19 protein-coding genes are annotated in these 21,169 nt (G+C 44.3%); 6 read left to right on the top strand and 13 right to left on the bottom strand.

Translation table 11 applies throughout. The annotated features are described in order from the left end of the window. Nucleotides 1-8: 8 nt before the first annotated feature. The 3 genes from yhbH (at nucleotide 9) to ACFSVM_RS04985 (ending at nucleotide 3,364) form a co-directional block, all read left to right on the top strand. Complete coding sequence (gene yhbH, locus ACFSVM_RS04995; RefSeq protein ID WP_076311646.1) at nucleotides 9-1,175, top strand: sporulation protein YhbH; 1,167 nt, start codon at nucleotides 9-11, stop codon at nucleotides 1,173-1,175. Further along, nucleotides 1,172-2,611 carry a SpoVR family protein gene (locus ACFSVM_RS04990; protein ID WP_090723317.1) on the top strand — a complete coding sequence of 480 codons (1,440 nt, stop codon included), beginning with the start codon at nucleotides 1,172-1,174 and terminating at the stop codon, nucleotides 2,609-2,611. The genes yhbH and ACFSVM_RS04990 overlap by 4 nt, the downstream gene beginning before the upstream one ends. 198 nt (nucleotides 2,612-2,809) lie before the next feature. Further along, the gene (locus ACFSVM_RS04985) at nucleotides 2,810-3,364 is read left to right on the top strand and encodes a YecA family protein (RefSeq protein WP_076311648.1); all 555 of its coding nucleotides are present in this window, start codon (nucleotides 2,810-2,812) and stop codon (nucleotides 3,362-3,364) included. 53 nt (nucleotides 3,365-3,417) lie between these two features. On the opposite strand, the gene ACFSVM_RS04980 is transcribed toward ACFSVM_RS04985, so the two are convergent. From ACFSVM_RS04980 to ACFSVM_RS04965, 4 genes are all read right to left on the bottom strand, one after another. Beyond that, nucleotides 3,418-4,074 (bottom strand): hypothetical protein, encoded by a 657-nt coding sequence (locus ACFSVM_RS04980; RefSeq protein ID WP_076311649.1) that lies wholly within the window; start codon nucleotides 4,072-4,074, stop codon nucleotides 3,418-3,420. 217 nt (nucleotides 4,075-4,291) lie between these two features. After that, nucleotides 4,292-5,299, bottom strand: coding sequence for a LacI family DNA-binding transcriptional regulator (locus ACFSVM_RS04975; protein WP_076311651.1), 1,008 nt, complete (start codon nucleotides 5,297-5,299; stop codon nucleotides 4,292-4,294). Between the two features lie 209 nt (nucleotides 5,300-5,508). Continuing rightward, complete coding sequence (locus ACFSVM_RS04970) at nucleotides 5,509-6,519, bottom strand: protoglobin domain-containing protein (protein WP_379260715.1); 1,011 nt, start codon at nucleotides 6,517-6,519, stop codon at nucleotides 5,509-5,511. A 251-nt stretch (nucleotides 6,520-6,770) separates the two neighbouring features. Beyond that, nucleotides 6,771-8,666 (bottom strand): PrkA family serine protein kinase, encoded by a 1,896-nt coding sequence (locus ACFSVM_RS04965; RefSeq protein ID WP_076311653.1) that lies wholly within the window; start codon nucleotides 8,664-8,666, stop codon nucleotides 6,771-6,773. A 427-nt stretch (nucleotides 8,667-9,093) separates the two neighbouring features. Here ACFSVM_RS04965 and ACFSVM_RS04960 point away from each other — a divergent pair, with 427 nt between their 5' ends. Further along, nucleotides 9,094-9,807 (top strand): DUF2161 family putative PD-(D/E)XK-type phosphodiesterase, encoded by a 714-nt coding sequence (locus ACFSVM_RS04960; protein WP_379260713.1) that lies wholly within the window; start codon nucleotides 9,094-9,096, stop codon nucleotides 9,805-9,807. Between the two features lie 52 nt (nucleotides 9,808-9,859). Here ACFSVM_RS04960 and ACFSVM_RS04955 read toward each other — a convergent pair whose 3' ends face one another. From ACFSVM_RS04955 to ACFSVM_RS04945, 3 genes are all read right to left on the bottom strand, one after another. Continuing rightward, the gene (locus ACFSVM_RS04955) at nucleotides 9,860-10,534 is read right to left on the bottom strand and encodes an FMN-dependent NADH-azoreductase (protein WP_076311655.1); all 675 of its coding nucleotides are present in this window, start codon (nucleotides 10,532-10,534) and stop codon (nucleotides 9,860-9,862) included. 180 nt (nucleotides 10,535-10,714) lie between these two features. Then, entirely contained in the window at nucleotides 10,715-11,941 is a 1,227-nt protein-coding gene (locus ACFSVM_RS04950; RefSeq protein WP_379260710.1) for an aminotransferase-like domain-containing protein, read from the bottom strand. 97 nt (nucleotides 11,942-12,038) lie between these two features. Next, nucleotides 12,039-12,698, bottom strand: a complete 660-nt coding sequence (locus tag ACFSVM_RS04945; protein ID WP_076311657.1) for a response regulator transcription factor — start codon at nucleotides 12,696-12,698, stop codon at nucleotides 12,039-12,041. Nucleotides 12,699-13,005: 307 nt separating this feature from the next. Between ACFSVM_RS04945 and ACFSVM_RS04940 the strand changes: the two genes are divergently transcribed. Both ACFSVM_RS04940 and ACFSVM_RS04935 read left to right on the top strand, forming a co-directional pair. Beyond that, entirely contained in the window at nucleotides 13,006-13,416 is a 411-nt protein-coding gene (locus ACFSVM_RS04940) for a hypothetical protein (RefSeq protein WP_076311658.1), read from the top strand. After that, nucleotides 13,413-14,483 (top strand): phosphodiester glycosidase family protein, encoded by a 1,071-nt coding sequence (locus ACFSVM_RS04935; protein WP_379260708.1) that lies wholly within the window; start codon nucleotides 13,413-13,415, stop codon nucleotides 14,481-14,483. Before ACFSVM_RS04940 ends, ACFSVM_RS04935 begins: the two co-directional genes overlap by 4 nt. 268 nt (nucleotides 14,484-14,751) lie before the next feature. Here ACFSVM_RS04935 and ACFSVM_RS04930 read toward each other — a convergent pair whose 3' ends face one another. The 6 genes from ACFSVM_RS04930 to ACFSVM_RS04905 form a co-directional block, all read right to left on the bottom strand. Continuing rightward, nucleotides 14,752-15,006 carry an AbrB/MazE/SpoVT family DNA-binding domain-containing protein gene (locus ACFSVM_RS04930; RefSeq protein WP_076311659.1) on the bottom strand — a complete coding sequence of 85 codons (255 nt, stop codon included), beginning with the start codon at nucleotides 15,004-15,006 and terminating at the stop codon, nucleotides 14,752-14,754. A gap of 160 nt (nucleotides 15,007-15,166) precedes the next feature. Beyond that, entirely contained in the window at nucleotides 15,167-15,631 is a 465-nt protein-coding gene (gene trmL, locus ACFSVM_RS04925) for a tRNA (uridine(34)/cytosine(34)/5-carboxymethylaminomethyluridine(34)-2'-O)-methyltransferase TrmL (protein WP_076311660.1), read from the bottom strand. Between the two features lie 201 nt (nucleotides 15,632-15,832). After that, complete coding sequence (serC, locus tag ACFSVM_RS04920) at nucleotides 15,833-16,921, bottom strand: 3-phosphoserine/phosphohydroxythreonine transaminase (protein ID WP_076311661.1); 1,089 nt, start codon at nucleotides 16,919-16,921, stop codon at nucleotides 15,833-15,835. A 208-nt stretch (nucleotides 16,922-17,129) separates the two neighbouring features. Next, nucleotides 17,130-18,554, bottom strand: coding sequence for a type I glutamate--ammonia ligase (glnA, locus tag ACFSVM_RS04915; protein ID WP_047909981.1), 1,425 nt, complete (start codon nucleotides 18,552-18,554; stop codon nucleotides 17,130-17,132). A 309-nt stretch (nucleotides 18,555-18,863) separates the two neighbouring features. Beyond that, nucleotides 18,864-19,913, bottom strand: coding sequence for a 3-deoxy-7-phosphoheptulonate synthase (gene aroF, locus ACFSVM_RS04910; protein WP_076311662.1), 1,050 nt, complete (start codon nucleotides 19,911-19,913; stop codon nucleotides 18,864-18,866). A 261-nt stretch (nucleotides 19,914-20,174) separates the two neighbouring features. Then, entirely contained in the window at nucleotides 20,175-21,125 is a 951-nt protein-coding gene (locus ACFSVM_RS04905) for a 4-hydroxy-3-methylbut-2-enyl diphosphate reductase (protein ID WP_076311663.1), read from the bottom strand. Nucleotides 21,126-21,169: the final 44 nt, after the last annotated feature.

Raw genomic sequence — 21,169 nt, 5'->3', positions numbered from 1 at the left:
TGCCTAACATGCCAGATTCTCGCCATCCTTACTCGTTTGTCGTTTCCAAAGAAGATTGGTCGCTTCACCGTAAAGGGTACCAAGACCAGCAGCGTCATCAGCAGAAGGTGAAAGATATCATTAAGCAAAACCTGCCCGATCTTATTACGGAAGAAAATATTATCATGTCTGATGGCCAGCAAATCATCAAGGTTCCAATCCGGAGTCTGGATGAATATCGCTTCGTGTACAATTATCAGAAGCAGAAGCATGTCGGCCAGGGTGACGGGGACAGCCAGGTCGGTGATGTCATCGGCCGCGATCCTGCGAGTCAAAAGCCCGGCAAGGGTGAAAAGGCTGGCGATCAGCCGGGTCACGATATTGTCGAAGCCGAGATCAGCATTGAAGAATTGGAGAACATGCTGTTCTCCGAATTAGAGCTGCCGCATTTAAAGCAAAAGGATAAAGAGCAAATTGAAACGCACAACATCGTGTTTAACGATATCCGCAAAAAAGGAATGCAGTCCAACATTGATAAGAAACGGACCATTCTTGAGAATCTGAGACGGAACGCCACAACCGGAAACCCGGGCATTCACCACATCAGTCCGGATGATCTGCGTTACAAGACCTGGGATGATACCGTGATCCCGCATTCTAACGCTGTTATCATCGCAATGATGGACACTTCCGGTTCCATGGGGTCCTTTGAAAAATACTGCGCACGCAGCTTTTTCTTCTGGATGACCCGCTTTCTTCGCAAGCAGTATGAAAAGGTAGAAATCGTCTTTGTCGCCCACCATACGGAAGCCAAAGAAGTGACTGAGGAAGAATTTTTCACCCGGGGAGAAAGCGGCGGTACCATCTGCTCCTCCGCTTATATGAAGGCTCTTGAGATTATAGACCGTCGCTACCCTCCTTCAAGCTATAACATCTATCCCTTCCACTTCTCAGATGGAGATAATCTCACCTCTGACAACGAACGCTGTGTGAAGCTCATCGGTGAACTGCTGAAGCGAAGCAATATGTTTGGCTATGGAGAAGTGAACCAATATAACCGCAGCAGTACGCTGATGTCCGCCTATCGCAATATTAAGATGGACCAGTTTATGTACTATGTAATCAAGGAGAAAGGCGAAGTCTACAAAGCGCTGCGCACCTTTTTCCACAACAAGGAAGGAGGAAGTGCTTCATGAGCAAAGAGATCAATGAACTAGAATATGCCATTGCAGAGATCATGGAAATCGCTGACGGATTCGGGCTTGATTATTATCCGATGCGTTATGAGATCTGCCCTGCCGACATCATATATACTTTCGGAGCCTATGGTATGCCGACTCGATTCAGCCATTGGAGCTTCGGCAAGACGTTCCAAAAGATGAAGATGCAGTATGACTTCGGTCTGAGCAAAATATATGAGCTCGTAATCAATTCCAATCCATGCTATGCCTTCCTGCTCGATGGAAACTCTCTGATTCAGAATAAGCTCATTGTAGCCCATGTGCTCGCACACTGTGATTTCTTCAAAAACAATGCCCGCTTCTCAGCCTCCAACCGCAATATGGTGGAGAGCATGTCAGCGACGGCAGACCGAATCAGCCAGTATGAGCTTGAATATGGGACGGAAGCCGTGGAATCCTTTATTGATGCGGTCCTCGCTATTCAGGAGCATGTAGATCCACAGCTGATCAAGCCTCAGCAACTCGACAAGCAGCGTTATATGGAAATGAAAATGAAGCAGCAAAAAGAAACCAAGGTCATTCGCCCTCCCGGAAGATATGACGATATTTGGGCCATCGGCGAACCTGCAGGATCTACAGAGGAGCCGGCGCAGCAGAAGGTTCACCGCTTCCCTCCTGAACCGGAGAAGGACATCATGTGGTTCATACAGGAATTTTCCGAAACACTAACCGATTGGCAGCGAGACATCATGAGCATGCTTCGTGAAGAGATGCTCTATTTTTGGCCTCAAATGGAAACCAAGATTATGAACGAAGGCTGGGCTTCGTACTGGCATCAACGTATTATACGTGAGCTGGACCTCACAAGTGAAGAAACCGTGGAATATGCAATGCTTAATGCCTCTGTTGTACAGCCGTCAAAGCAAAGTCTGAATCCCTATTATCTCGGGGTCAAAATCTTCGAGGATATCGAACGCCGCTGGGATCACCCGACACTTGAGGAGCAGGAGCGCTTCGGACGCAAGCCAGGGCAAGGAAGATCCAAAATGTTCGAGGTTCGCGAATACGATTCAGACACCTCCTTCATCCGCAACTACATGACAAAGGGTCTGGTCGAAGACCTCGACCTGTATGTGTTTGAGAAGAAGGGCCCCGAATGGAAAATTACCGATAAATCCTGGGAAAATATCCGGGATCAGCTGATCTATGCCAGAGTCAATGGCGGCTCACCGTATCTCGTCGTGCATGACGGGGATTATCTTCGTACCGGCGAGCTTATGCTTAAGCATCAGTACGAAGGCATTGAACTTGACTTGAAATATATGGAACGTACGCTTCCTTACGTATATAAATTATGGGGTCGAACGGTGCATCTTGAAACCATTATCGAAGATAAACCGGTGCAATTTACATTTGATGGCAAAAAGATCCACCGTAAGCTGTTAAATTAACACAATTGTCCTGTATTAAGCCTGTTTCCGCTCATTTTTGGGTTGAAACAGGCTTTTTCATGGAGTACATTGAAATATAGGGGGCATTACATTACATCTAAACCCATTAAAATATGATATAATCTACTTTTGTTAGCGCCTTACATTATTGCGCTCATCATTAGAATTTCTTTGATAGAATTAAAGGAGCGAACGAACTTGATCAACCTAGGTAGAAACGAACCGTGCCACTGCGGCAGTGGCAAGAAATATAAAAAATGCTGCCTCGAGAAAGACAGACAGCAGCAGCGCAATGTAAGGGTTGCCACATCAGTCGAAGTCATTACGAATCGACGCCCTGTATCTGCAGTATCCACTGTTTCTAAGACGTCCCCTGCCCCTCAAGTAGCTGAACAGACCTCCCAGAAGTCTGCGCTGAACCTTACAGAGATGACTTGGGAACACGACATGCACCGCGAGCTTGCTGAATCTGCCATTCCTTCAATCGCAGAAGAGTACAAGCTGACGGAAGAAGAGACAAGTGGACTTATCTCACTGTGGAACAGCTATAGCAATAGCGAAGCTCCTCGTTATCGTAAGCCGGGAGGTTTCGCTGGTGCATTAGAATATGTTACTGCAACGAAACAAGGCAGCACCATCAGTCAATCCGAGCTTGCTGCTAAGCACGATGTTTCGGCTACAACCCTCTCCAAGAGCATTGGACAGCTGTCTGAATTTGCAGAGAAAACTTCCTTAACTAGCCAAAGTGTATAAGATCAGAGAGTCCGAAAGTGACCTGCTCAGCAGGTCCTTTCGGATTTATTAATTTAAAATGCGGTGTACAGGATTGATTCCGCCTCAAGCTCCTCCACCTTCGGATTATATTGGTAGGTAATCACAAGGTCGCCAATATATTGAGAAAAGGATTGCGCAACACCCAGTGTTGCCGTCACAGTGCTTCCCTTCACTTCATACTTAACATAATTGCCCACAGTTACAGGACCAATCTCCTTCAATTCTGTGCTCACTTGTATGTATTCCTCTGCAGCCTTGACGGGATCCTTCATCATAATCTCAACCATCTGCGTCCCATCAACAATATGAAGCTGTTCCACATAGACACCTGTTCCATCCGCAGCCGTTAAGAATACAATTGCATCTTCTATCCCATCCTGCGTAACATCCATTGCCATTAATTGTGCAGATGGCGTCTCAGAGGCCACGCTTCTCCACGGAAAGTTAAGAAAACGGCCTTCCCAGGCCAAAGCCATTCCTTCATATACTCCATCTGTTTCTTGTACCGGATATAAAGCATTATCGGTACCCGTTATAACGGCCACAGGATCCATTGCTGGCTCAATTTTTAGTTCTTCTGTATTTTTTATATTTGAAAGGGAACTCCCCTTAATTTCTGCAAACACAAACGCACTTCCTACAAACATGACACAAGTCAGCAAAATGACTGCTTTAATTAATCTATTCAATTAAAATTTAACTCCTTTATGAATCTATTTCACTTGTCCTTGTCCCATTATATAGCTCATCCTTACATATAAGATAGTCATTCTCGTAATAAAAGGGTAAAAATCTTGAAAAGAATGAAAAAACACCTTCTGCCCGATCTGCATGAAAAACTTCATGAGATTCGAGTGAGAAGGTGTTTCCTTGTTATTATGAATAAAGTTATACAACCGCAGTGCTTCAGGCAAGCTTAGCCTTCCCTGTGGTTTGCCTTACGATCAGCTCAGAAGGCTCCATAATGACTGGCGGAGAGTAATCCCGATTTTCTATGAGCGCAATCAAGCATTCAATGGATTTAATGCCGATAGAGTAAATATTTTGATTCACTGTCGTCAAATTCGGCTTGAATACCTGCGCATGATAGGTATTATCGAATCCTACAACGGAGATGTCATGAGGAACGGACAATCCGTGCTTCTCTATTTCATGAATGGCACCAAAAGCGGAGAGATCAGAAGCACATACAATGCCTGTCGGCGTGTCATGGAGTGCAAGCAGTCTGCTCATTGCAGCCGCTCCGCCGTCAAATGTATAATCACATACCTCAAGGTAACTGGTCGAATAAGACAATCCGCAGCTAATTAGGCCTTGTCTGTATCCTTCAAGCCGCATATTTGCAATGGATGGACCTAATGTGCCGGATATGTAGGCTATCTTGCGATGGCCGAGCTCGTAAAGATGCTTTACACCTTTATGGATTGCATTTTGGTTATCTGTTGTAATATACCCTGCCCGCTTGCCAACGATATCCATGTCGACAAACATCGTTGGGATATCCGAATGAATCAATTCATCGATACTGCGATTATCGCGCTCCACTCCAAAGACGACAACTCCATCTACATTGCGGCTTCGGCAATGCTTAATAAATGAATAATGCGGATCATCGAAGCGAGTGGATAACCGGACCAGATCATATCCGCTGTTCTCAAGCGCTGTCTTAATTCCTTCTAATAGTTCGGCTACATATGGATTGGTGAAGGGGACGGTCAGCAGCACACCTACAGTCCATGATCTTCTTTTTACTAATCCCCTTGCAACTACATTCGGTTGATAGTGCAGCTGCTCAATAGCCAGATTTACTCTTTTACGTGTTTTGTCACTTACATCGGGATAATCATTCAGCACCTTTGAAACGGTAGCAACTGAGACCCCGGCTTCTTTAGCCACATCATGGATCGATGCCATTTGATCACCTCTTACGTTCTCATTGTCCAAAACGCATCTGTATATGCTTGTTAGCTTGGTTTTGTATGAATGAATTCATTATAGCCTAAAAGGTGCGATCCTCATAGAATTATATTGTATGCGCTTACTATTTACAATTTAATGGATATTTGGAAGAGACAAAAGACACTGTAATGCCTTTTGCTCTTTAGGTTAGTTCAGCATTGAAGTTAGGAATAAGAGGCTTGCAGCTCTTTGAGATCACCGGATACAGATTCCATGATTTGAACGAAGGCCATCAGCTCACTGGAGCTGAATACTTGCTTTCTTGCATTATCCGACGTATTATCGGACTCGTTCTGCACTTGATCCAGCTTCGTTCGAATACTGTTCAGCACGCTCTGGATCTGCTCCATTGCCTTCTTGGAGCCCGTAGCCAGCTTGCGGATCTCGCCTGCAACAATCTCAAAGCCCCTTCCGCTGTCTCCTGCGTGAGCAGCCTCGATCGCTGCATTAAGTCCCAGCAAATGGCTTTGGTCTGAAATTTCTCGGATCAGACTCCCCATCTTTTGAATTTCTTTTACCTCTTGATTCAGGTCGTCGATCAGCTTATGGGCTGATTCCTGGGAAGCTGCAGTCTGTCTCGCTGTCTCGGATATCAGCTCCGTATTGTGATGCAGTTCATCAATCATGCCGGTCAGCTTCTGAGACACCTCTGTAATTGCCTGCAGCATGCGCTCCTGCTCATCAGCAATATCGGTAATCTTCTGCTTCTCCTTCCCTTCGTAAGCTTCGAGCACAAGCTGGGAATCAAAATTAAACATCTTGCTCAGTGCATGGATTACTGGATACCATCCATTTGGCATGATTTGCTGTACAATGCTGGTCGCCACATCCAGATACACCATATAACTACCCAAGTAAAAATCGGATTTCAGTCCAATTTTTGAATGAATTAGCCCGATTTGTATTCGTTTCGCAATAAATTCTTCATCTATATGCCCATCCGTCAGGGATATAAAGTACCATCGTTGTGTCTGCTTTAGACGTTCTATTGTCGAGTATTTCGTAATGATGCTTCTCAGTTCTTCCACTTGTCCTATTCGGTCATATAACCGATCAACAACCTCGTCTACTATTTTTTCAAAAATGGGCCGGTGCTTATGAAGCAATTCCAGCTCCAGATTGGTAATTCCTATGTAGGCCAGCTGTTGTTCTCGCTCTTCGGAAACCTCAATCATCTCGAAAAATCTTCCTCCTTGCAACCAGTTTGCCTTATATTAGTATTTTATTGCTTCGAACCATCATTATAGACCTTTAAACCCACAATATCATAATCCTAAAGTCCTATTTTGCATTTTTCTTCCTGTTCTCATTACGGGTAAAAGGATAAAAATACGCTATCTGAAGTGCACCATTTGCAGCAATCAGACAGCGTATTATGAGATGGGTTAAGATGTTTGTTGTCAGGGGATAGGTAAAAAAATAAAAGTTATCGGTTCAACAAGCTGCCCACGTAACGCAGCAGTTCATTTGCGCAGACTGGGCAATAGCCGTGCTCTTCAATCAGTCTGGAGCTGACCTCATTAATACGTTTCAGCTGATTAGCATCTGGTGTTTTGGTTGAAGTTGTGATCTTCACGATATCCTTCAGATCAGCGAACAGCTTCTTCTCAATCGCTTCACGAAGTCGATCATGACTGCTGTATTCAAATTTTTTGCCTTTGCGGGAATAGGCCGAAATCCGAATTAAAATTTCCTCACGGAAGGCCTTTTTCGCATTTTCAGATACTCCGATCTGCTCTTCAATGGAACGCATGAGGCGCTCATCTGGATCCATCTCCTCATCGGTCAGAGGATCACGTATTTTACTCCAATTGCAGAAGGCCTCGATATTATCCAGATAATTCTCGAACAACGTTTTGGCCGACTCCTCGAAGGAGTAAACAAATGCCTTTTGGACCTCTTTTTTCGCAAGCTCATCGTATTCTTTGCGTGCTACCGCGATAAAGTTCAAATACCGCTCACGTTCTTCCTTCGTGATGGAGGCATGCTGATCCAATCCGTCTTTAATTGCTCTTAATATATCCAGTGCGTTGATGCACTCCAAATCCTGCTTGATCAGTGCACTTGAAATCCGGTTGATGACGTAACGTGGATCAATTCCCGTCATACCCTCTTCCAGATATTCATTCTGCATTTCTTTGAGGTCAGCTTCTTTGTAACCCTCAACCTCTTCCCCATCATACATTCTCATTTTTTTAACAAGATCCATGCCTTGTTTTTTGGATTCCTTTAACCGAGTGAGAATCGAGAAGATAGCAGCCGTCTTCAGAGCATGAGGCGCAATATGAATATGGCGCATGTCACTTTGCTCAATCAGCTTTTTATATATTTTTTCTTCCTCTGACACCTTCAAATTGTAAGGAATCGGCATGACGATCATCCGGGATTGAAGTGCCTCATTTTTCTTGTTGGATATAAATGCCTTATACTCCGACTCATTCGTATGAGCAACGATCATCTCATCAGCACTAATTAGAGCAAATCTGCCTGCCTTAAAGTTTCCTTCCTGGGTAAGGGAAAGCAGGTTCCATAGAAATTTCTCATCACACTTGAGCATCTCTTGGAATTCCATCAGACCGCGGTTTGCTTTGTTTAGCTCCCCGTCGAACCGATAAGCGCGAGGATCGGATTCCGAGCCGTACTCCGTAATGGTTGAGAAATCAATACTTCCGGTTAGGTCTGCAATATCCTGAGATTTCGGATCCGAAGGGCTGAAGGTACCGATTCCGATTCGATTGTCTTCCGATATAAATACCCGCTCTACACGTACCTTTTCGATGTCACCGCCATACTCTGTTTTCAGCCGCATTTGGCAGGAAGGGCACAAATTCCCTTCAATTCTTACTCCCAGCTCTTTCTCTACCTCAGGTCGGAGCTCCAACGGAATTAAATGAAGCGGGTCCTCATGCATTGGGCAGCCTTCAATTGCGTAAACTGCACCTTTATCTGTGCGGGAGAATTGCTCCAAGCCGCGTTTAAGCAGAGTCACTAGTGTCGATTTCCCCCCACTGACAGGACCCATTAAGAGCAAAATCCGCTTGCGGACATCAAGTCTTCGCGCAGCAGAATGGAAGTATTCCTCAACAAGCTTCTCTACGCTGCGGTCTAGTCCAAAAATCTCCTGCTCAAAAAACTTGTAATGCTTATGCCCTCCAATTTCCTCCACACCATATGATTTGATCATTTCATACACTCTTGCGTGAGCCGTCATTGCAGGTGTTGGGTCCTTTTTTAGAATTTCAATATAATCTTTGAATGTACCCGACCAAGATAAACGATTACTCTCAGCCCGAAATTCAGCAACGCGTTCAAAAATGTTCATGCTCCTTCGTACCTCCCATGGCTCCATAATGATTCAGCATCCACTCCGAATAAGGTCAATTCATAAGCTCCCCTGCCTCAAATCTTCCCACTAGCGTTTAAATATGCAATCATCTCGCCTACCCTCAAGCTTGACGATTTGATCTAAAAAAAGTGTATTACATACCTATGCGTCAATTCGGATAAGTTGCCTGTTTTTTTGTGACAGGTTCTCTTTTTGAGAATGAACAACATATGGATCTTAAAATGAACCCTTCCAAGTCGTATGCTATACTTGTTGAGATAGGAATGTTATGAAAGAGCTTATCTATACATTTATGTACTCCTCCATTAAATTAGACATGGACTTGATAAAAGATAAAGCGTACACAGATACAACCCCCATTCCGGAGAAGTAGCTGCACAGCAACAAAGGAGTTTGATCAAGAATGGCCGTTCAATATGAAACAGAGTTATATGAGCCGATAAAGTCCTACTTTGAGAGGCAAGGATACCATATTAAATCCGAAGTGAATTATTGTGATCTGGTGGGTGTAAGAGAGGATCTGGCTGACCCGTTAATCGTGGAAATCAAGAAGACCTTTAATTTATCGCTTCTGCTGCAAGGAATGCAAAGATTAAAAACGAGCAGTAATGTTTATCTTGCTGTTGAACGTAACCGGGTGAAGCGCGGAGCTGCCAATCAGCGTTTTGGAGAGATTACAGATCTATGCAAAAAGCTTGGTTTGGGTCTTATCACCGTAACACGGTACAAAACGAAACCGGCTCTTGTCGATTGCTTATGCGTTCCAGAGGCAGTCATCACTTCTTCAAAAACAATGAAAAGACGCAAAGACCTCCTGCTCAAGGAATTTGATGGACGCAGCGGCGATTACAACCTGGGCGGCAGCCACAAAGCCAAGCTAGTCACTGCCTACAGGGAACGTGCACTTCGAGTTGCGCAGGTTCTGGCCCCCATTCCATACGCCTCTCCTGCCGAACTTGCCAGACGGACAGGAATTACAAATACCGCGTCTATTCTGCAAAAAAATTATTATGGCTGGTTTACCAGAATAGAGCGAGGCCGGTATACACTAAGCGAACAGGGAAGAACGGACTTGGACAAGTATTATGCAGTTCTTCAGCAATATCCGCTTCCATAAGAAACAAAAAAGACTGGATGCGAATTTATCGCATCCAGTCTAGATGTAGCTATTAGAAACGGGAAGCCGTTTCTGCTACTTTTCTAAGACCTTCTTGTACAATCTCAGCAGAGCGGTCAGGGAAGGCATTGTGTCCTTCAATTACCAGAACCTCAGGGTTTTGAATACCCCAGAAGCCAAATGCAGAAGCTACGTATTTAACAGCCATTTCAACGGCTGCTAGAGGACCTTCAGAGTAAACGCCGCCGCGTGCGTTTAGAAGTACCACTTTCTTGTCGCCTGCAAGACCTACTGGACCTTCAGCAGTGTATTTGAATGTAACGCCTGCTTGGCTCAGGTAAGAAATGTAGTTAACCAGCGGTGCAGGAACAGTGAAGTTCCAGAGCGGGAATGCAACAACAACCTTGTCAGCTTCCAAGAATTGTTTTTGGTAAAAAGCAGCCAGATCAGCAGCTTCTTGTTCTGCTGGAGTTGTCTCGATGCCTTTAGCTACTTTAAAAGTACCTGTTGCGGCATTGTTTCCGTAAGCCGGAAGGTTAGCTGCAAACAGATCCAATTCAATAATATTGTCTGTCGGATTTGCTTCCTTGTATGCATTATAGAATGCGTCGTACATTTGTACGCTGATCGCTTGATCCGCAGGGCGGTCATTTGCTTTGATAAACAGTACGTTTGCCATAATCGTATATTCTCTCCCTAAATAAGTGTATTTATCTCTATATGTCATTTGAAACCAACTAAGAAACTGATTGCAACTGACTAATAAACATTATATATAAAAATGTTAGTGAGTTCAATATATAAATTTTCTTCCTTAGACAAATTTCTACACCACTCCTATTATAAAGTTCATTAAAACGAAAAAAAAGAGAGGAAGCCCCTCTCCTGATGTCAACATTATGTGTCTTTAACTCCGTCCAGTAAATTCGGATATCGCTTCGCTAATCAAATTCATTCCGAGCAACAGCTCTTCTCTGCCAGGTCTGCTGAAATTGAGTCTAATATAGTGCTCCGCCTGTTTGCCAGGAGAGCATCTTGCGCCAGGCAGAAATGCTACACCTTTGTGCAGCACAGCTTTGAGCAGCGCTTCGCTGCTAAGTCCAGGTGGGAGCTCAATCCAGAGATACATCCCCCCTGCTGGCGGGTCATATTTCACTTGCTTGAACCCCGGTCTTTTTAACAGCTCCAGCATCAGCTTAAGCCTCACCTCATACTCTCGGTTGAGCAGTGACAGATGCTCGTTCCAATCGAAGGAGGTGGAACCAAGCAACTGATACAATATTTGTTGATTGATCGGACTCGATTGCCAGTCAGCCATCTGCTTCAATGAAGACATGCCTTGGATCAAACGTTGATCACCGGTCGCCCATCCCGTACGAAGAGCAGGAGCGATCGTTTTGCTGAAAGAACCTATATACAGCACATGATTCCCATCATCCACTTGATCCATCGCATATAGAGCAGGATAACGCTCAGAGAAGGAATTTGCTGAATCGTCTGCTCCAAAATGCAATTCACCGTACGAATCGTCCTCGATGATCAAGACACTATATTTTCGACATAGATCCAATACCGCCTTGCGTCTGCGAATCGTCCATAATATACCCGTTGGATTAGAAAAACTGGGTGCAGCAAAAAGCAGTTTCGGACGATGCTTCTGAAACTGCTCTTCAAGATGTTCCGGGACAATGCCCTCCGTATCGGTGAAAACAGGTATTATGACCGCACCTTGCATCTGCAGCACCTGCAGACATCCGGGCGATGTCGGACTCTCCACGACAACCGTATCACCAGAATCGACTAGAAGTCTGGTAACCAGATCAATGGTCTGCTGTGTGCCTGACGTCAGCAGTATTCGTTCCTCTGTAGTACGGATTCCTTTTCGCAGCTCCCAATCCTTGCGAATCCAGCTTCTTAGAGGCAGGAAGCCTTCTGGCTCACCATATTGCAGAACGGAAGGATCTGACGAGAAGACAGCATGTGCCGCTTCACCCAGTCGTTTGATTGGGAAAAATTCCTCCGCAGGAAGCTCTTCGGCCAGCGAAATAAAGGAACCTTGTCTTTTGACTCTGTTCGCCCTGCTCGCATGCGAAGACAATAATCTGGAGGAATGGGAAGCAAAGGAAAATTCCATGTATTTCACCCCTATCCGGGTAATCGCCCCATCTCTTCTTTCCTCTCTCTATCGGGACGTATAAAGACTATTCGCCGTTCACATCTATTATGCCTTGTTACACATACTGCTGCTTCTTATGTAATTTGGAATACAAGGTAAACTGTTCGATAGCCTGAGCCCGGCTGGACACGCCAAGTTTCGTATATATTTTGCGGAGATAATTGTCAACGGATCTTCTGCTGACATCGATTTCATTAGCGATCTTATCGTAGGTCACACCTTGAACGATCCGTTCCATGATGAAAATTTCCATATCCGTAAGCTGAAGATGAAGTTCTAGTTCCTGGTCCACCGTATTTGACCACTCGTCATTAGTAAGCCACTGTAAAGGGAGTGATGCCAGTCCCTCACGCAGACCGGAAATCATATGAATAAGCTTCATGGGTGAAGATTGCTTAGACAGCATTCCACTCGCGCCTAGACTAATATATCGCTTATACAGATTCAAATTGTCCTCATCCGTCATCACGACAATATGAGTGTTTGAAGAGAACTGCTTCATCTCTACAATGAATTGGTCCGCATTTCCGTCAGGCAATTTATAGTCGATTAGAACGAGGTCCGGCTTCAAAGCACTTACTTGTGCCAACCCCTCTTCCCCAGTGGAAACCATCGCGCGGACTAATAGGTCCTGATGCTCTTCCAATATTAATTTCGTACCTAGCATGCTGGTCGGATGAATATCAACCAAGACCACCTGCCATACCTTTCTCATATAAGCTCCTCCTAGTTCATTAATAGATATAATTTATACAAATCGAGAGAATGTGCGGCAATAATAGATTAGAGGAAGCACAGCCCAAAAAGAATGAAAACAAATCACATTTTACAAAAAAAGACATCCCTCTTAAGTCCTTAATTTGGATTATATATGAAATTGTATCCTAGGACTTCCTTCCGATGCAATCTCTTTTTCCTTTTTTCGCTAAAGAAGTTCTTTTTTGCGTATGAAGCGGCCCCATGATAGAATGAGGACTGGAAAATTTATAGAATTTTGTAGGAACAACACGAGGAGTGATGAAATGAACCCGGCAACAGATGAGAACACAAGCCATCACACCCGGCAAGCTGCAAGGAGAAGCAAACGCTCTGTCCGTCTATTTCTAGTATTATGGATTATTATTATTGCCTTAGGAGCTGCCGCAGCCTATTTATACAGCAATCATTTAAGAGAACAAATGGTACTAGAAATTCAGACCTACAACGATCAGCAGTTGATGGCCGTTAAGCAGGAGTATCAGACACAGCTGGATAAAATCTCAAGTGAGCTGGTCAGCTTGCAGGAGCAAGTACAGACCTTCAATGAGCTGCTGACCTTCACAAAGGACAATGCAGGCAATACAACCGATAACAGTAATCAGCTATATTCGGAGCTTAGAGAAGTGAAGCAGCAGCTGGATACGCTACAGAAGAAGATGGATCTGTTAAAATGATGACTTCACTCCAAAAAGTAAATCGTTTTTTCATGCTGATTACAGCTCCATTTATCGGTCTGCTTATGTACCTTCTCTTATTGCAGCCGCCGCTGGATTTAAGTTCGCTAACGCCAAAGGAAGAGCACATTCCACAATACACGATCCATTCCCAGACGGAGGAAATAAGCCAAGGTTTGGCGGAAGCGAAAGTGCTGGCCGAGACGACCTCTTCATACATTCAAAAAACAACCGAGTTGTATGAGAATACGACTAAAACGATGGAAAGCATTGCGAACATGACCGCAGCACAAGCAAGGAAACCCGAAGCCATCTATAACAAGCGGATATCTGCCAAGCTTGGCACACCGATCGAGCAAGTCAACAGTGACCGGATTCAGATTGAACTATACAGAATGAATCCAGGACCTTATAAAGGTTATGCTATGAAGATCAAACTCAAGGATCCCAGTGCTATGAAGATGTCGATTGGTGAAGGTGTTGGGAAGTCGCAAACGACGATGCAAGCTGTTTCGCGCAGTGGTGCCATTGCAGGCATTAACGCCGGGGGATATGCTGATGCAGGCGGCAGTCGGTATCCGCTAAGCACGACGGTAGCTAACGGCAAATACCTGACAGGTTTTCATCCCAGCACGAAGGATCTTTCCTTTGTGGGCCTGAGCAAAGAAGGAAAGCTGATTGGAGGAAGATTTACCAAACAATCCGATCTGGACAAGCTGGAGCCTGCATTCGGCGCCACCTTCGTTCCGATGCTCCTTAAAGACGGCAAGAAGCTGATTATCCCATCCAAATGGAAAACAACACCTAAGCGTGCGCCAAGGACGGTCATTGGCAACTATAAGGATGACCAGCTGCTGATCCTGGTTGTGGATGGATACGATGAAAAGGGCAGCTCGGGAGCAACACTCCAAGAGCTTCAGAATAAAATGTACAAGCTCGGAGTGCAAGATGGCTATAACCTGGATGGCGGCGGCTCCTCTTCGCTGATTCTGAACGGACGAGTCGTGAATAAGCCTTCAGACGGTGTCCTGCGGAAGCTGCCAACTCATTTCCTTTTCTTTGAGTAAACATTTACGGATCAGGAAAAAGATTCCTTTTTGAGACAAGTATCAGTATAATAGGATTTACAAAGTAACAGGAGGTGGATGACATGTCATTTTCGTTGACTTTCTGGATCGTCACCCTGGTGCTTGTATTGTATTTGGGAGGCATATTGACTTCTTCTTACAATGATGACAAGACGAAGGGGCTGTAAGGCTCACCAAAGAAGCTCTCCTCTACTGAGGAGAGCTTCTTTCTTTATAAGCCTATGCTTAGCTTCGGCTTGATTTAAGTTTAGGCGTTCTCTTGAAGACCCGTCATTTCTGTAAGACACGCACCACAAATGTAACGATCTTTGAACTCACTTACTTCTTCCATCGATCCGCAGAAAATACATTTTGGACGATAACGCTCCAGAATAATATGATCACCTTGCACTAAAATTTCAACGGGATCTCCTTCATTCATTTGATACCTTTTACGCAAAGATTTCGGCAGCACGATTCTTCCGAGCTGGTCCACCTTACGTACCACTCCAGCAGGTTTCATTAACGGTACACACTCCTGTTCATTTTTCTTTCTTTGTAGGTACATTTGTACTATGTTTAAACATTCGCTCTTTTTTTGTCGAATCCTGCAAGAATTAATAAAAATATTAACTTTATTTTAGGAACCCAATTTTTGAAAGTATGTTACCAAAGGTTGGGATTTAATTCATTCCAGGATAATCCAATTGTCTTAGCGCTTCATAAACGATAATAGCCGCCGAATTCGACAAATTTAACGATCTGACTGCATCTGTCATCGGCATTCGCATGCAGGTATCTGGGTTTGCATTAATTAGCTCAGGCGGAAGACCTTTTGTCTCTTTTCCAAATACTAGGAAATCTCCATCCTGAAACTCGAAATCACTGAAACGATTTTTCGCTTTGGTGGTTGCATAGAAAAAACGGTGATCCGCATATTTCTGCCGAACTTCATCAAACGAATCATGATACTCGATATTTACGGAATGCCAGTAGTCCAACCCGGCCCGCTTGAGTGTGCGATCATCTGTGTTAAATCCGAGCGGATGCACCAGGTGCAGATAGGTTCCTGTTGCTGCGCAGGTTCTTGCTATATTTCCTGTGTTTGCTGGAATCTCGGGTTCCACAAGTACGATATGTAATGCCATTGACTCTAATCCCCTCTTATAATGGACTGCAGAATTCTGCCATACCCTACAGCAAATTCTGATTTACTTTATCCATTGATTTAATAAAAAGAATACAATAAAAAATTGATTCGATCGTATAACATAAAATTATAATATAAAAAAGCACCTCCCACAATATTTGCAGGACGTGCCCAGTATTTCCCATACCTCTATTAAAGCTTAGCCATGTGTCTTCTGGAATTGTTTCATAAAGTCAGTCAGCGCCTGTACACTCTCCATCGGGACCGCATTGTAAATTGAAGCACGCAATCCGCCTACGCTGCGATGTCCTTTCAAGCCGATAAACCCTTCTTGCTCAGATTGCTTGATAAACTCCTTCTCCAATCCTTCATCGGCAAGTCTGAAGGTAACATTCATTCTTGAACGATCTGCAGAATGGGCGCAGCCTTGGAAGAAACCGTTGCTATTATCGATCGCATCATAGAGGATGCCTGCCTTCTCTTCATTCTTAGCCTCTACGCCGGCAAGGCCTCCTTGTTCTTCAATCCACTTCAGAACTTCGTTCACCATATAAATACCAAAGGATGGCGGTGTGTTATAGAGAGAATTGTTGCTTACAAAAGTATCATAACGAAGCATTGAAGGAAGATGTTTAGGCGATTCGGTAACAAGCTCCTCTTTTGCTACAACGACGGTAACTCCAGATGGTCCAAGATTTTTTTGGGCACCTGCGTAGATCATATCAAATTTCGTCATATCTAGTGTTCTGCTAAGAATATCACTGGACATATCTACAATGAGTGGAGTCGTCCCAGTATCCGGGAATTCTCTAAACTGTGTACCCTCTATCGTTTCATTTGAAGTCATATGCAGGTATGCGGCATTGCTGCTCAGCTCAAGCTCAGAGAGCTCTGGAAGCTTCATGAACTTCGAGGACTCACCTGAAGCAATAATGCTCGTCTCGCCGATCAGTTTTGCCTCAGACAGCGCCTTCTTCGCCCAGCTCCCGGTATGTACATAATGAGCTGTTTGGCCGGCAGACAGGAAATTCATCGGGATCATCGCAAATTGTGTGCTAGCTCCGCCTTGCAGGAACAATACTTTGTAGCCTGCCGGGTTACCGAGAAGCCCCAGAAGGCGTTCCTGCGCTTCGTTATGGACAGATTCATAGACGGCCCCGCGATGGGACATCTCCATAATCGACATGCCTGTGTTCTTATAATCGACAAATTCAGCCTGTGCCCGAGTGAGCACCTCTAATGGCAGTGCTGCAGGTCCCGCATTGAAATTAAATGCTCTCTTATTCAATCAAAAAACCGCCCTTCTCTCCAAGTTGTCCTACCCAAATATAACATCTAATGATACGTATGATTATTGGTATGATAGCAGTAATTGTTCGTGTCTTCAAGTGTTTTTCACACGAAGTTTAGGCAGTATCGTTACAAATAAGGGAAACCCTCGGGAAACTAAATTTCCCGAGGGCCTATGATTAATAATGATGTGATATGAGTACTGATTAGCAGTCGAAGTACAAGCTGTATTCATGCGGATGAACACGGATCGAAACAGCTTTAGCTTCAGCACGTTTGAATTCAATGTAGTTATCAATGAATTCTTTAGTAAATACGCCGCCTTCAGTCAAGAATTCAAAGTCAGATGCAAGAGCATCAAGCGCCTCATCCAGGGAAGCAGGCACGCTGCGGATGTTCTCTTTGTCTGCATCGGACAATTCGTAGATGTTCTTGTCAATTGGTCCATATCCAAGCTCAGTTGGGTTAATCTTGCGTTTGATTCCATCAAGACCCGCCATAAGCATCGCTGCAAAAGCTAGATAAGGGTTAGCAGTAGAATCCGGTGTACGGAACTCGATACGACAACCTTTAGGTGTTACAGCTGCAACCGGAATACGTACCGCTGCAGAACGGTTACCTTTAGAGTATACAAGGTTAACTGGTGCTTCATATCCAGGTACAAGACGTTTAAACGAGTTTGTACTTGGGTTAGTAAGTGCGATCAGCGCTGGAGCATGGTACAGAATACCACCAATGTAGTGAAGCGCCATTTCACTCAGGTTAGCATATGCGCCTTTTTCATAGAACAAAGGAGTATCGCCGTCGAAGATGGATTGGTGAACGTGCATTCCGCTGCCGTTATCGCCGAAGAGCGGTTTAGGCATGAATGTTGCCACTTTTCCGTATTGACGAGCTGTATTATGAACAATGTATTTGTATACGAGCAGGTTATCTGCTGTTTTCTTCAATGTATCAAAACGGAAGTTGATTTCTGCTTGACCTGCAGTTGCAACTTCATGATGGTGACGCTCAACGCGAATTCCTACTTCATCAAGAAGACGGGACATTTCGCTGCGGATATCTTGTTGAGTATCCATTGGAGCGACAGGAACATATCCGCCTTTAGTGCGGATCTTGAAACCAAGGTTGCCGCCTTCTTCTTTGCGGTTTGTGTTCCAAGCTGCTTCTTCGGAATCAACATAGTAAGAAGAGCTGTTCGTTCCACTTTCATAACGTACGTCGTCAAAGATAAAGAATTCGGATTCCGGAGCAAAGTTTGCACGTGTACCGATACCTGCTTTTTGCAAATATTCTTCCGCTTTAACAGCAATACCGCGCGGGTCACGCTCATAACGTTCTCCGTCTGGAGTGAAAATATCACACATTACGTTTAGTGTAGGATGTGCTGTGAATGGGTCAATGAAAGTGGATTCTGGATCCGGCATCATAACCATATCGGATTCTTCGATACCGCGGAAGCCTGGAATAGAAGATCCATCAAATGCTACCCCGTTAACAAAGGTTTCTGCTTCAACTTCAGAAGCTGGCAGAGAGATATGGTGAGCGCGGCCAGATAGATCTACAAATCGAAAATCTACCCATTCAATGTTGTTTTCCTGAATTGATTTCAATACATTTTCAACAGACATGTGTTCTTCCTCCCAAATTTTCCGAACATTTGACGACCTAAGCCTTGTGAATGTTCATTAAATCGAATTTTCAACTGAGGTAAGTATAAATCCCAAATCTTACATCGTCAATACTTATGTCAGGTATTTTTTATACTAGTGTAAGATATACTCACACTTTAATGAAAAAATACGAATATAGACAAATAGCCTAAATCTCCGGTTTAGATGCCGGAAAGATAGGCTTAATTATCACATGAGAATGATACATTTAATTTGTCATTTTATCAATATTTTACCTATTATCAATAAAATTCGTCTTTGTCAATATTAACGACTTGCAGTTATTGGTGATTTCTTTGTATTAAATGTCTTACCTACAATCGGAGCGAGCTTCTCCAAATCCTGAAGCAAATGAGCAAACTGATCCGGGAATAACGATTGAACACCGTCGCCGGTCATCGAATTGTCAGGGTCTGTATGCATTTCAATGATCAATCCATCTGCTCCAGCTGCTACTGAAGCCTTCGTCATCGGTTCCACAAGCTCTCTGCGTCCCGTTCCATGACTCGGGTCTGAAATGACCGGCAGATGGCTGAGCTGCTGAAGCACAGGAATCGCCGACAAATCCAATGTATTTCGAGTGTAGGTCTCAAATGTTCGGATTCCACGCTCACAGAGCATCACGTTCGGATTCCCGCCCGCCAGAATGTACTCAGCTGCATTCAGGAATTCATCATAGGTAGCACTGAAGCCGCGTTTAAGAAGTACAGGCTTACCGCAAGTTCCGAGCTTGCGAAGCAAGTCAAAATTTTGCATGTTACGTGTTCCGACTTGGAGGATATCTGCGTACTCAGCACAGATGTCTACGTATTCAGGGGTCATGACTTCAGTAATGGTAAGAAGGTCATGCTTCTTTCCCGCTTCTGCCATCATGATCAGACCTTCTACACCGACTCCTTGGAAGCTGTATGGACCCGTCCGTGGTTTAAATGCCCCCCCGCGAAGTACTTGACCGCCTGCTGCCTTAACAAGTCCTGCTATCTCATCAATCTGCTCAGCGGATTCAACTGCGCATGGACCACCCATGACAACCAGTTCCCCGCCGCCAATATTTACCCCTTTTATTGAAATGACTGTATCCTCAGGATGAAAGTCTCTGCTTGCTAATTTGTATGATTTCGAAATTTTGACCACGTTCTCTACACCTTTCATTTGTCGTAAATGTTCTGCTAATTTAGGTTCAACGGAGCCAATGAGCCCGATGACAGTTCGATCCTTCCCTCTCGAGAGATGAACCTGGAGGCCTTCCTTCTCTATAACGGCAATAATATCCTGAAGCTGTTCCTCAGGCGTAGTGTTTCCTGTTATAACGATCATATATAATCGATACCTGCCTCTCGATAAGAAATTAAAATCAATTGATCATGAATGATCTCACACGCTGTATAGATTATTTCACACTTAAACGCTTGTTCGCTTTTAAGCTTTTATACGTTAAAGCAACTATACATCATTATTTCTCATTCGTCAATAATAGATTAGTTTATGTACATCCCGTTCCTTTTGTGACACTTCTCCAAGGGGTACTTCTTAATAAAAGAGGAAGATCGTCAAAATGCCGACCCTCCTCTTGATGTTTTATGATTTTGTTTTGACCCGTACTGGCGGAAGCAGCTTCTTCATGTTGATGGTCCGCTGGATTTCCCAAGTCTCCGGTTTGTCATGATCATATTGCTCCAGATAGGTAATGACTTCCTTCGTAATCGGAGTAGGCGTGGATGCTCCTGAAGTCACAGCTACTTTGTTGACGCCTTGAAGCCACTCCTGTTTAATCTCCGTTACATCTGATACCCGGTAAGCCGTAGTCCCTGCAATCTCTTCTGATACTTGAGCCAGACGATTGGAGTTATTGCTGCGCGGATCACCGACAACGATAACGAGGTCTGCTTGACCCGCCTGCTCTGCAACAGCCTCCTGGCGAACCTGAGTCGCCAAACAAATCTCATTATGCACTTCTGCACCCGGATATTTTTCCAGCAGCTTCTTCATAATGTGCTTAATATCCCATTGACTCATCGTCGTTTGGTTTGTAATGATGATTTTGCCGTTTGGTACATCTAGTGAATCAATCTCGTCCTCACGTTCAATCAAATGAACGCAATCCGGAGCAATACCGATGGCTCCCTCCGGTTCAGGATGCCCCTTCTTACCGATATAAATAATCTGATAGCCTTCTTGCGACTTTTCTTTAATCAGGTCATGAGTCTTAGTTACATCCGGGCATGTTGCATCAACGGTCGTAAGACCTTTGTCTCTTGCCAGCTTACGTACTTCAGGAGAGACCCCATGAGCTGTAAAAATAACCGTGCCTTTGTCAACCTGCTTCAAAATCTCCATCCGATTCGGGCCATCAAGCGTAATAATGCCTTCGTCTTCAAAGGAATTCGTCACATGGCTGTTATGAACGATCATACCAAGTATATAAATGGGCCGCGGTAAATCCAAATTGTTCGCCGCCTGTCTTGCGAGCACCATAGCATCTACCACACCATAGCAGTAACCGCGAGGAGAAATTCGTAGTACTTCCATGTTGCCACCTGCTTTCTTTACACATAATGGAGCCTAAAATCTTT

The organism is Paenibacillus shunpengii, assembly GCF_042684905.1.
GTDB lineage: Bacteria > Bacillota > Bacilli > Paenibacillales > Paenibacillaceae > Paenibacillus > Paenibacillus shunpengii.
The sequence above is the reverse complement of the archived record's forward strand: the minus strand, read 5'-3'. Positions and strand labels throughout refer to the sequence as shown.

Bases quoted from the DNA above. Each gene is read 5' to 3' on its own strand.
- yhbH (WP_076311646.1), top strand. From the start codon at position 9: ATGCCAGATTCTCGCCATCCTTACTCGTTTGTCGTTTCCAAAGAAGAT.
- ACFSVM_RS04990 (WP_090723317.1), top strand. From the start codon at position 1,172: ATGAGCAAAGAGATCAATGAACTAGAATATGCCATTGCAGAGATCATG.
- ACFSVM_RS04975 (WP_076311651.1), bottom strand. From the start codon at position 5,299: ATGGCATCGATCCATGATGTGGCTAAAGAAGCCGGGGTCTCAGTTGCT.
- ACFSVM_RS04970 (WP_379260715.1), bottom strand. From the start codon at position 6,519: ATGATTGAGGTTTCCGAAGAGCGAGAACAACAGCTGGCCTACATAGGA.
- ACFSVM_RS04965 (WP_076311653.1), bottom strand. From the start codon at position 8,666: ATGAACATTTTTGAACGCGTTGCTGAATTTCGGGCTGAGAGTAATCGT.
- ACFSVM_RS04960 (WP_379260713.1), top strand. From the start codon at position 9,094: ATGGCCGTTCAATATGAAACAGAGTTATATGAGCCGATAAAGTCCTAC.
- ACFSVM_RS04955 (WP_076311655.1), bottom strand. From the start codon at position 10,534: ATGACATATAGAGATAAATACACTTATTTAGGGAGAGAATATACGATT.
- ACFSVM_RS04950 (WP_379260710.1), bottom strand. From the start codon at position 11,941: ATGGAATTTTCCTTTGCTTCCCATTCCTCCAGATTATTGTCTTCGCAT.
- ACFSVM_RS04945 (WP_076311657.1), bottom strand. From the start codon at position 12,698: ATGAGAAAGGTATGGCAGGTGGTCTTGGTTGATATTCATCCGACCAGC.
- ACFSVM_RS04940 (WP_076311658.1), top strand. From the start codon at position 13,006: ATGAACCCGGCAACAGATGAGAACACAAGCCATCACACCCGGCAAGCT.
- ACFSVM_RS04935 (WP_379260708.1), top strand. From the start codon at position 13,413: ATGATGACTTCACTCCAAAAAGTAAATCGTTTTTTCATGCTGATTACA.
- ACFSVM_RS04930 (WP_076311659.1), bottom strand. From the start codon at position 15,006: ATGAAACCTGCTGGAGTGGTACGTAAGGTGGACCAGCTCGGAAGAATC.
- trmL (WP_076311660.1), bottom strand. From the start codon at position 15,631: ATGGCATTACATATCGTACTTGTGGAACCCGAGATTCCAGCAAACACA.
- glnA (WP_047909981.1), bottom strand. From the start codon at position 18,554: ATGTCTGTTGAAAATGTATTGAAATCAATTCAGGAAAACAACATTGAA.
- aroF (WP_076311662.1), bottom strand. From the start codon at position 19,913: ATGATCGTTATAACAGGAAACACTACGCCTGAGGAACAGCTTCAGGAT.
- ACFSVM_RS04905 (WP_076311663.1), bottom strand. From the start codon at position 21,125: ATGGAAGTACTACGAATTTCTCCTCGCGGTTACTGCTATGGTGTGGTA.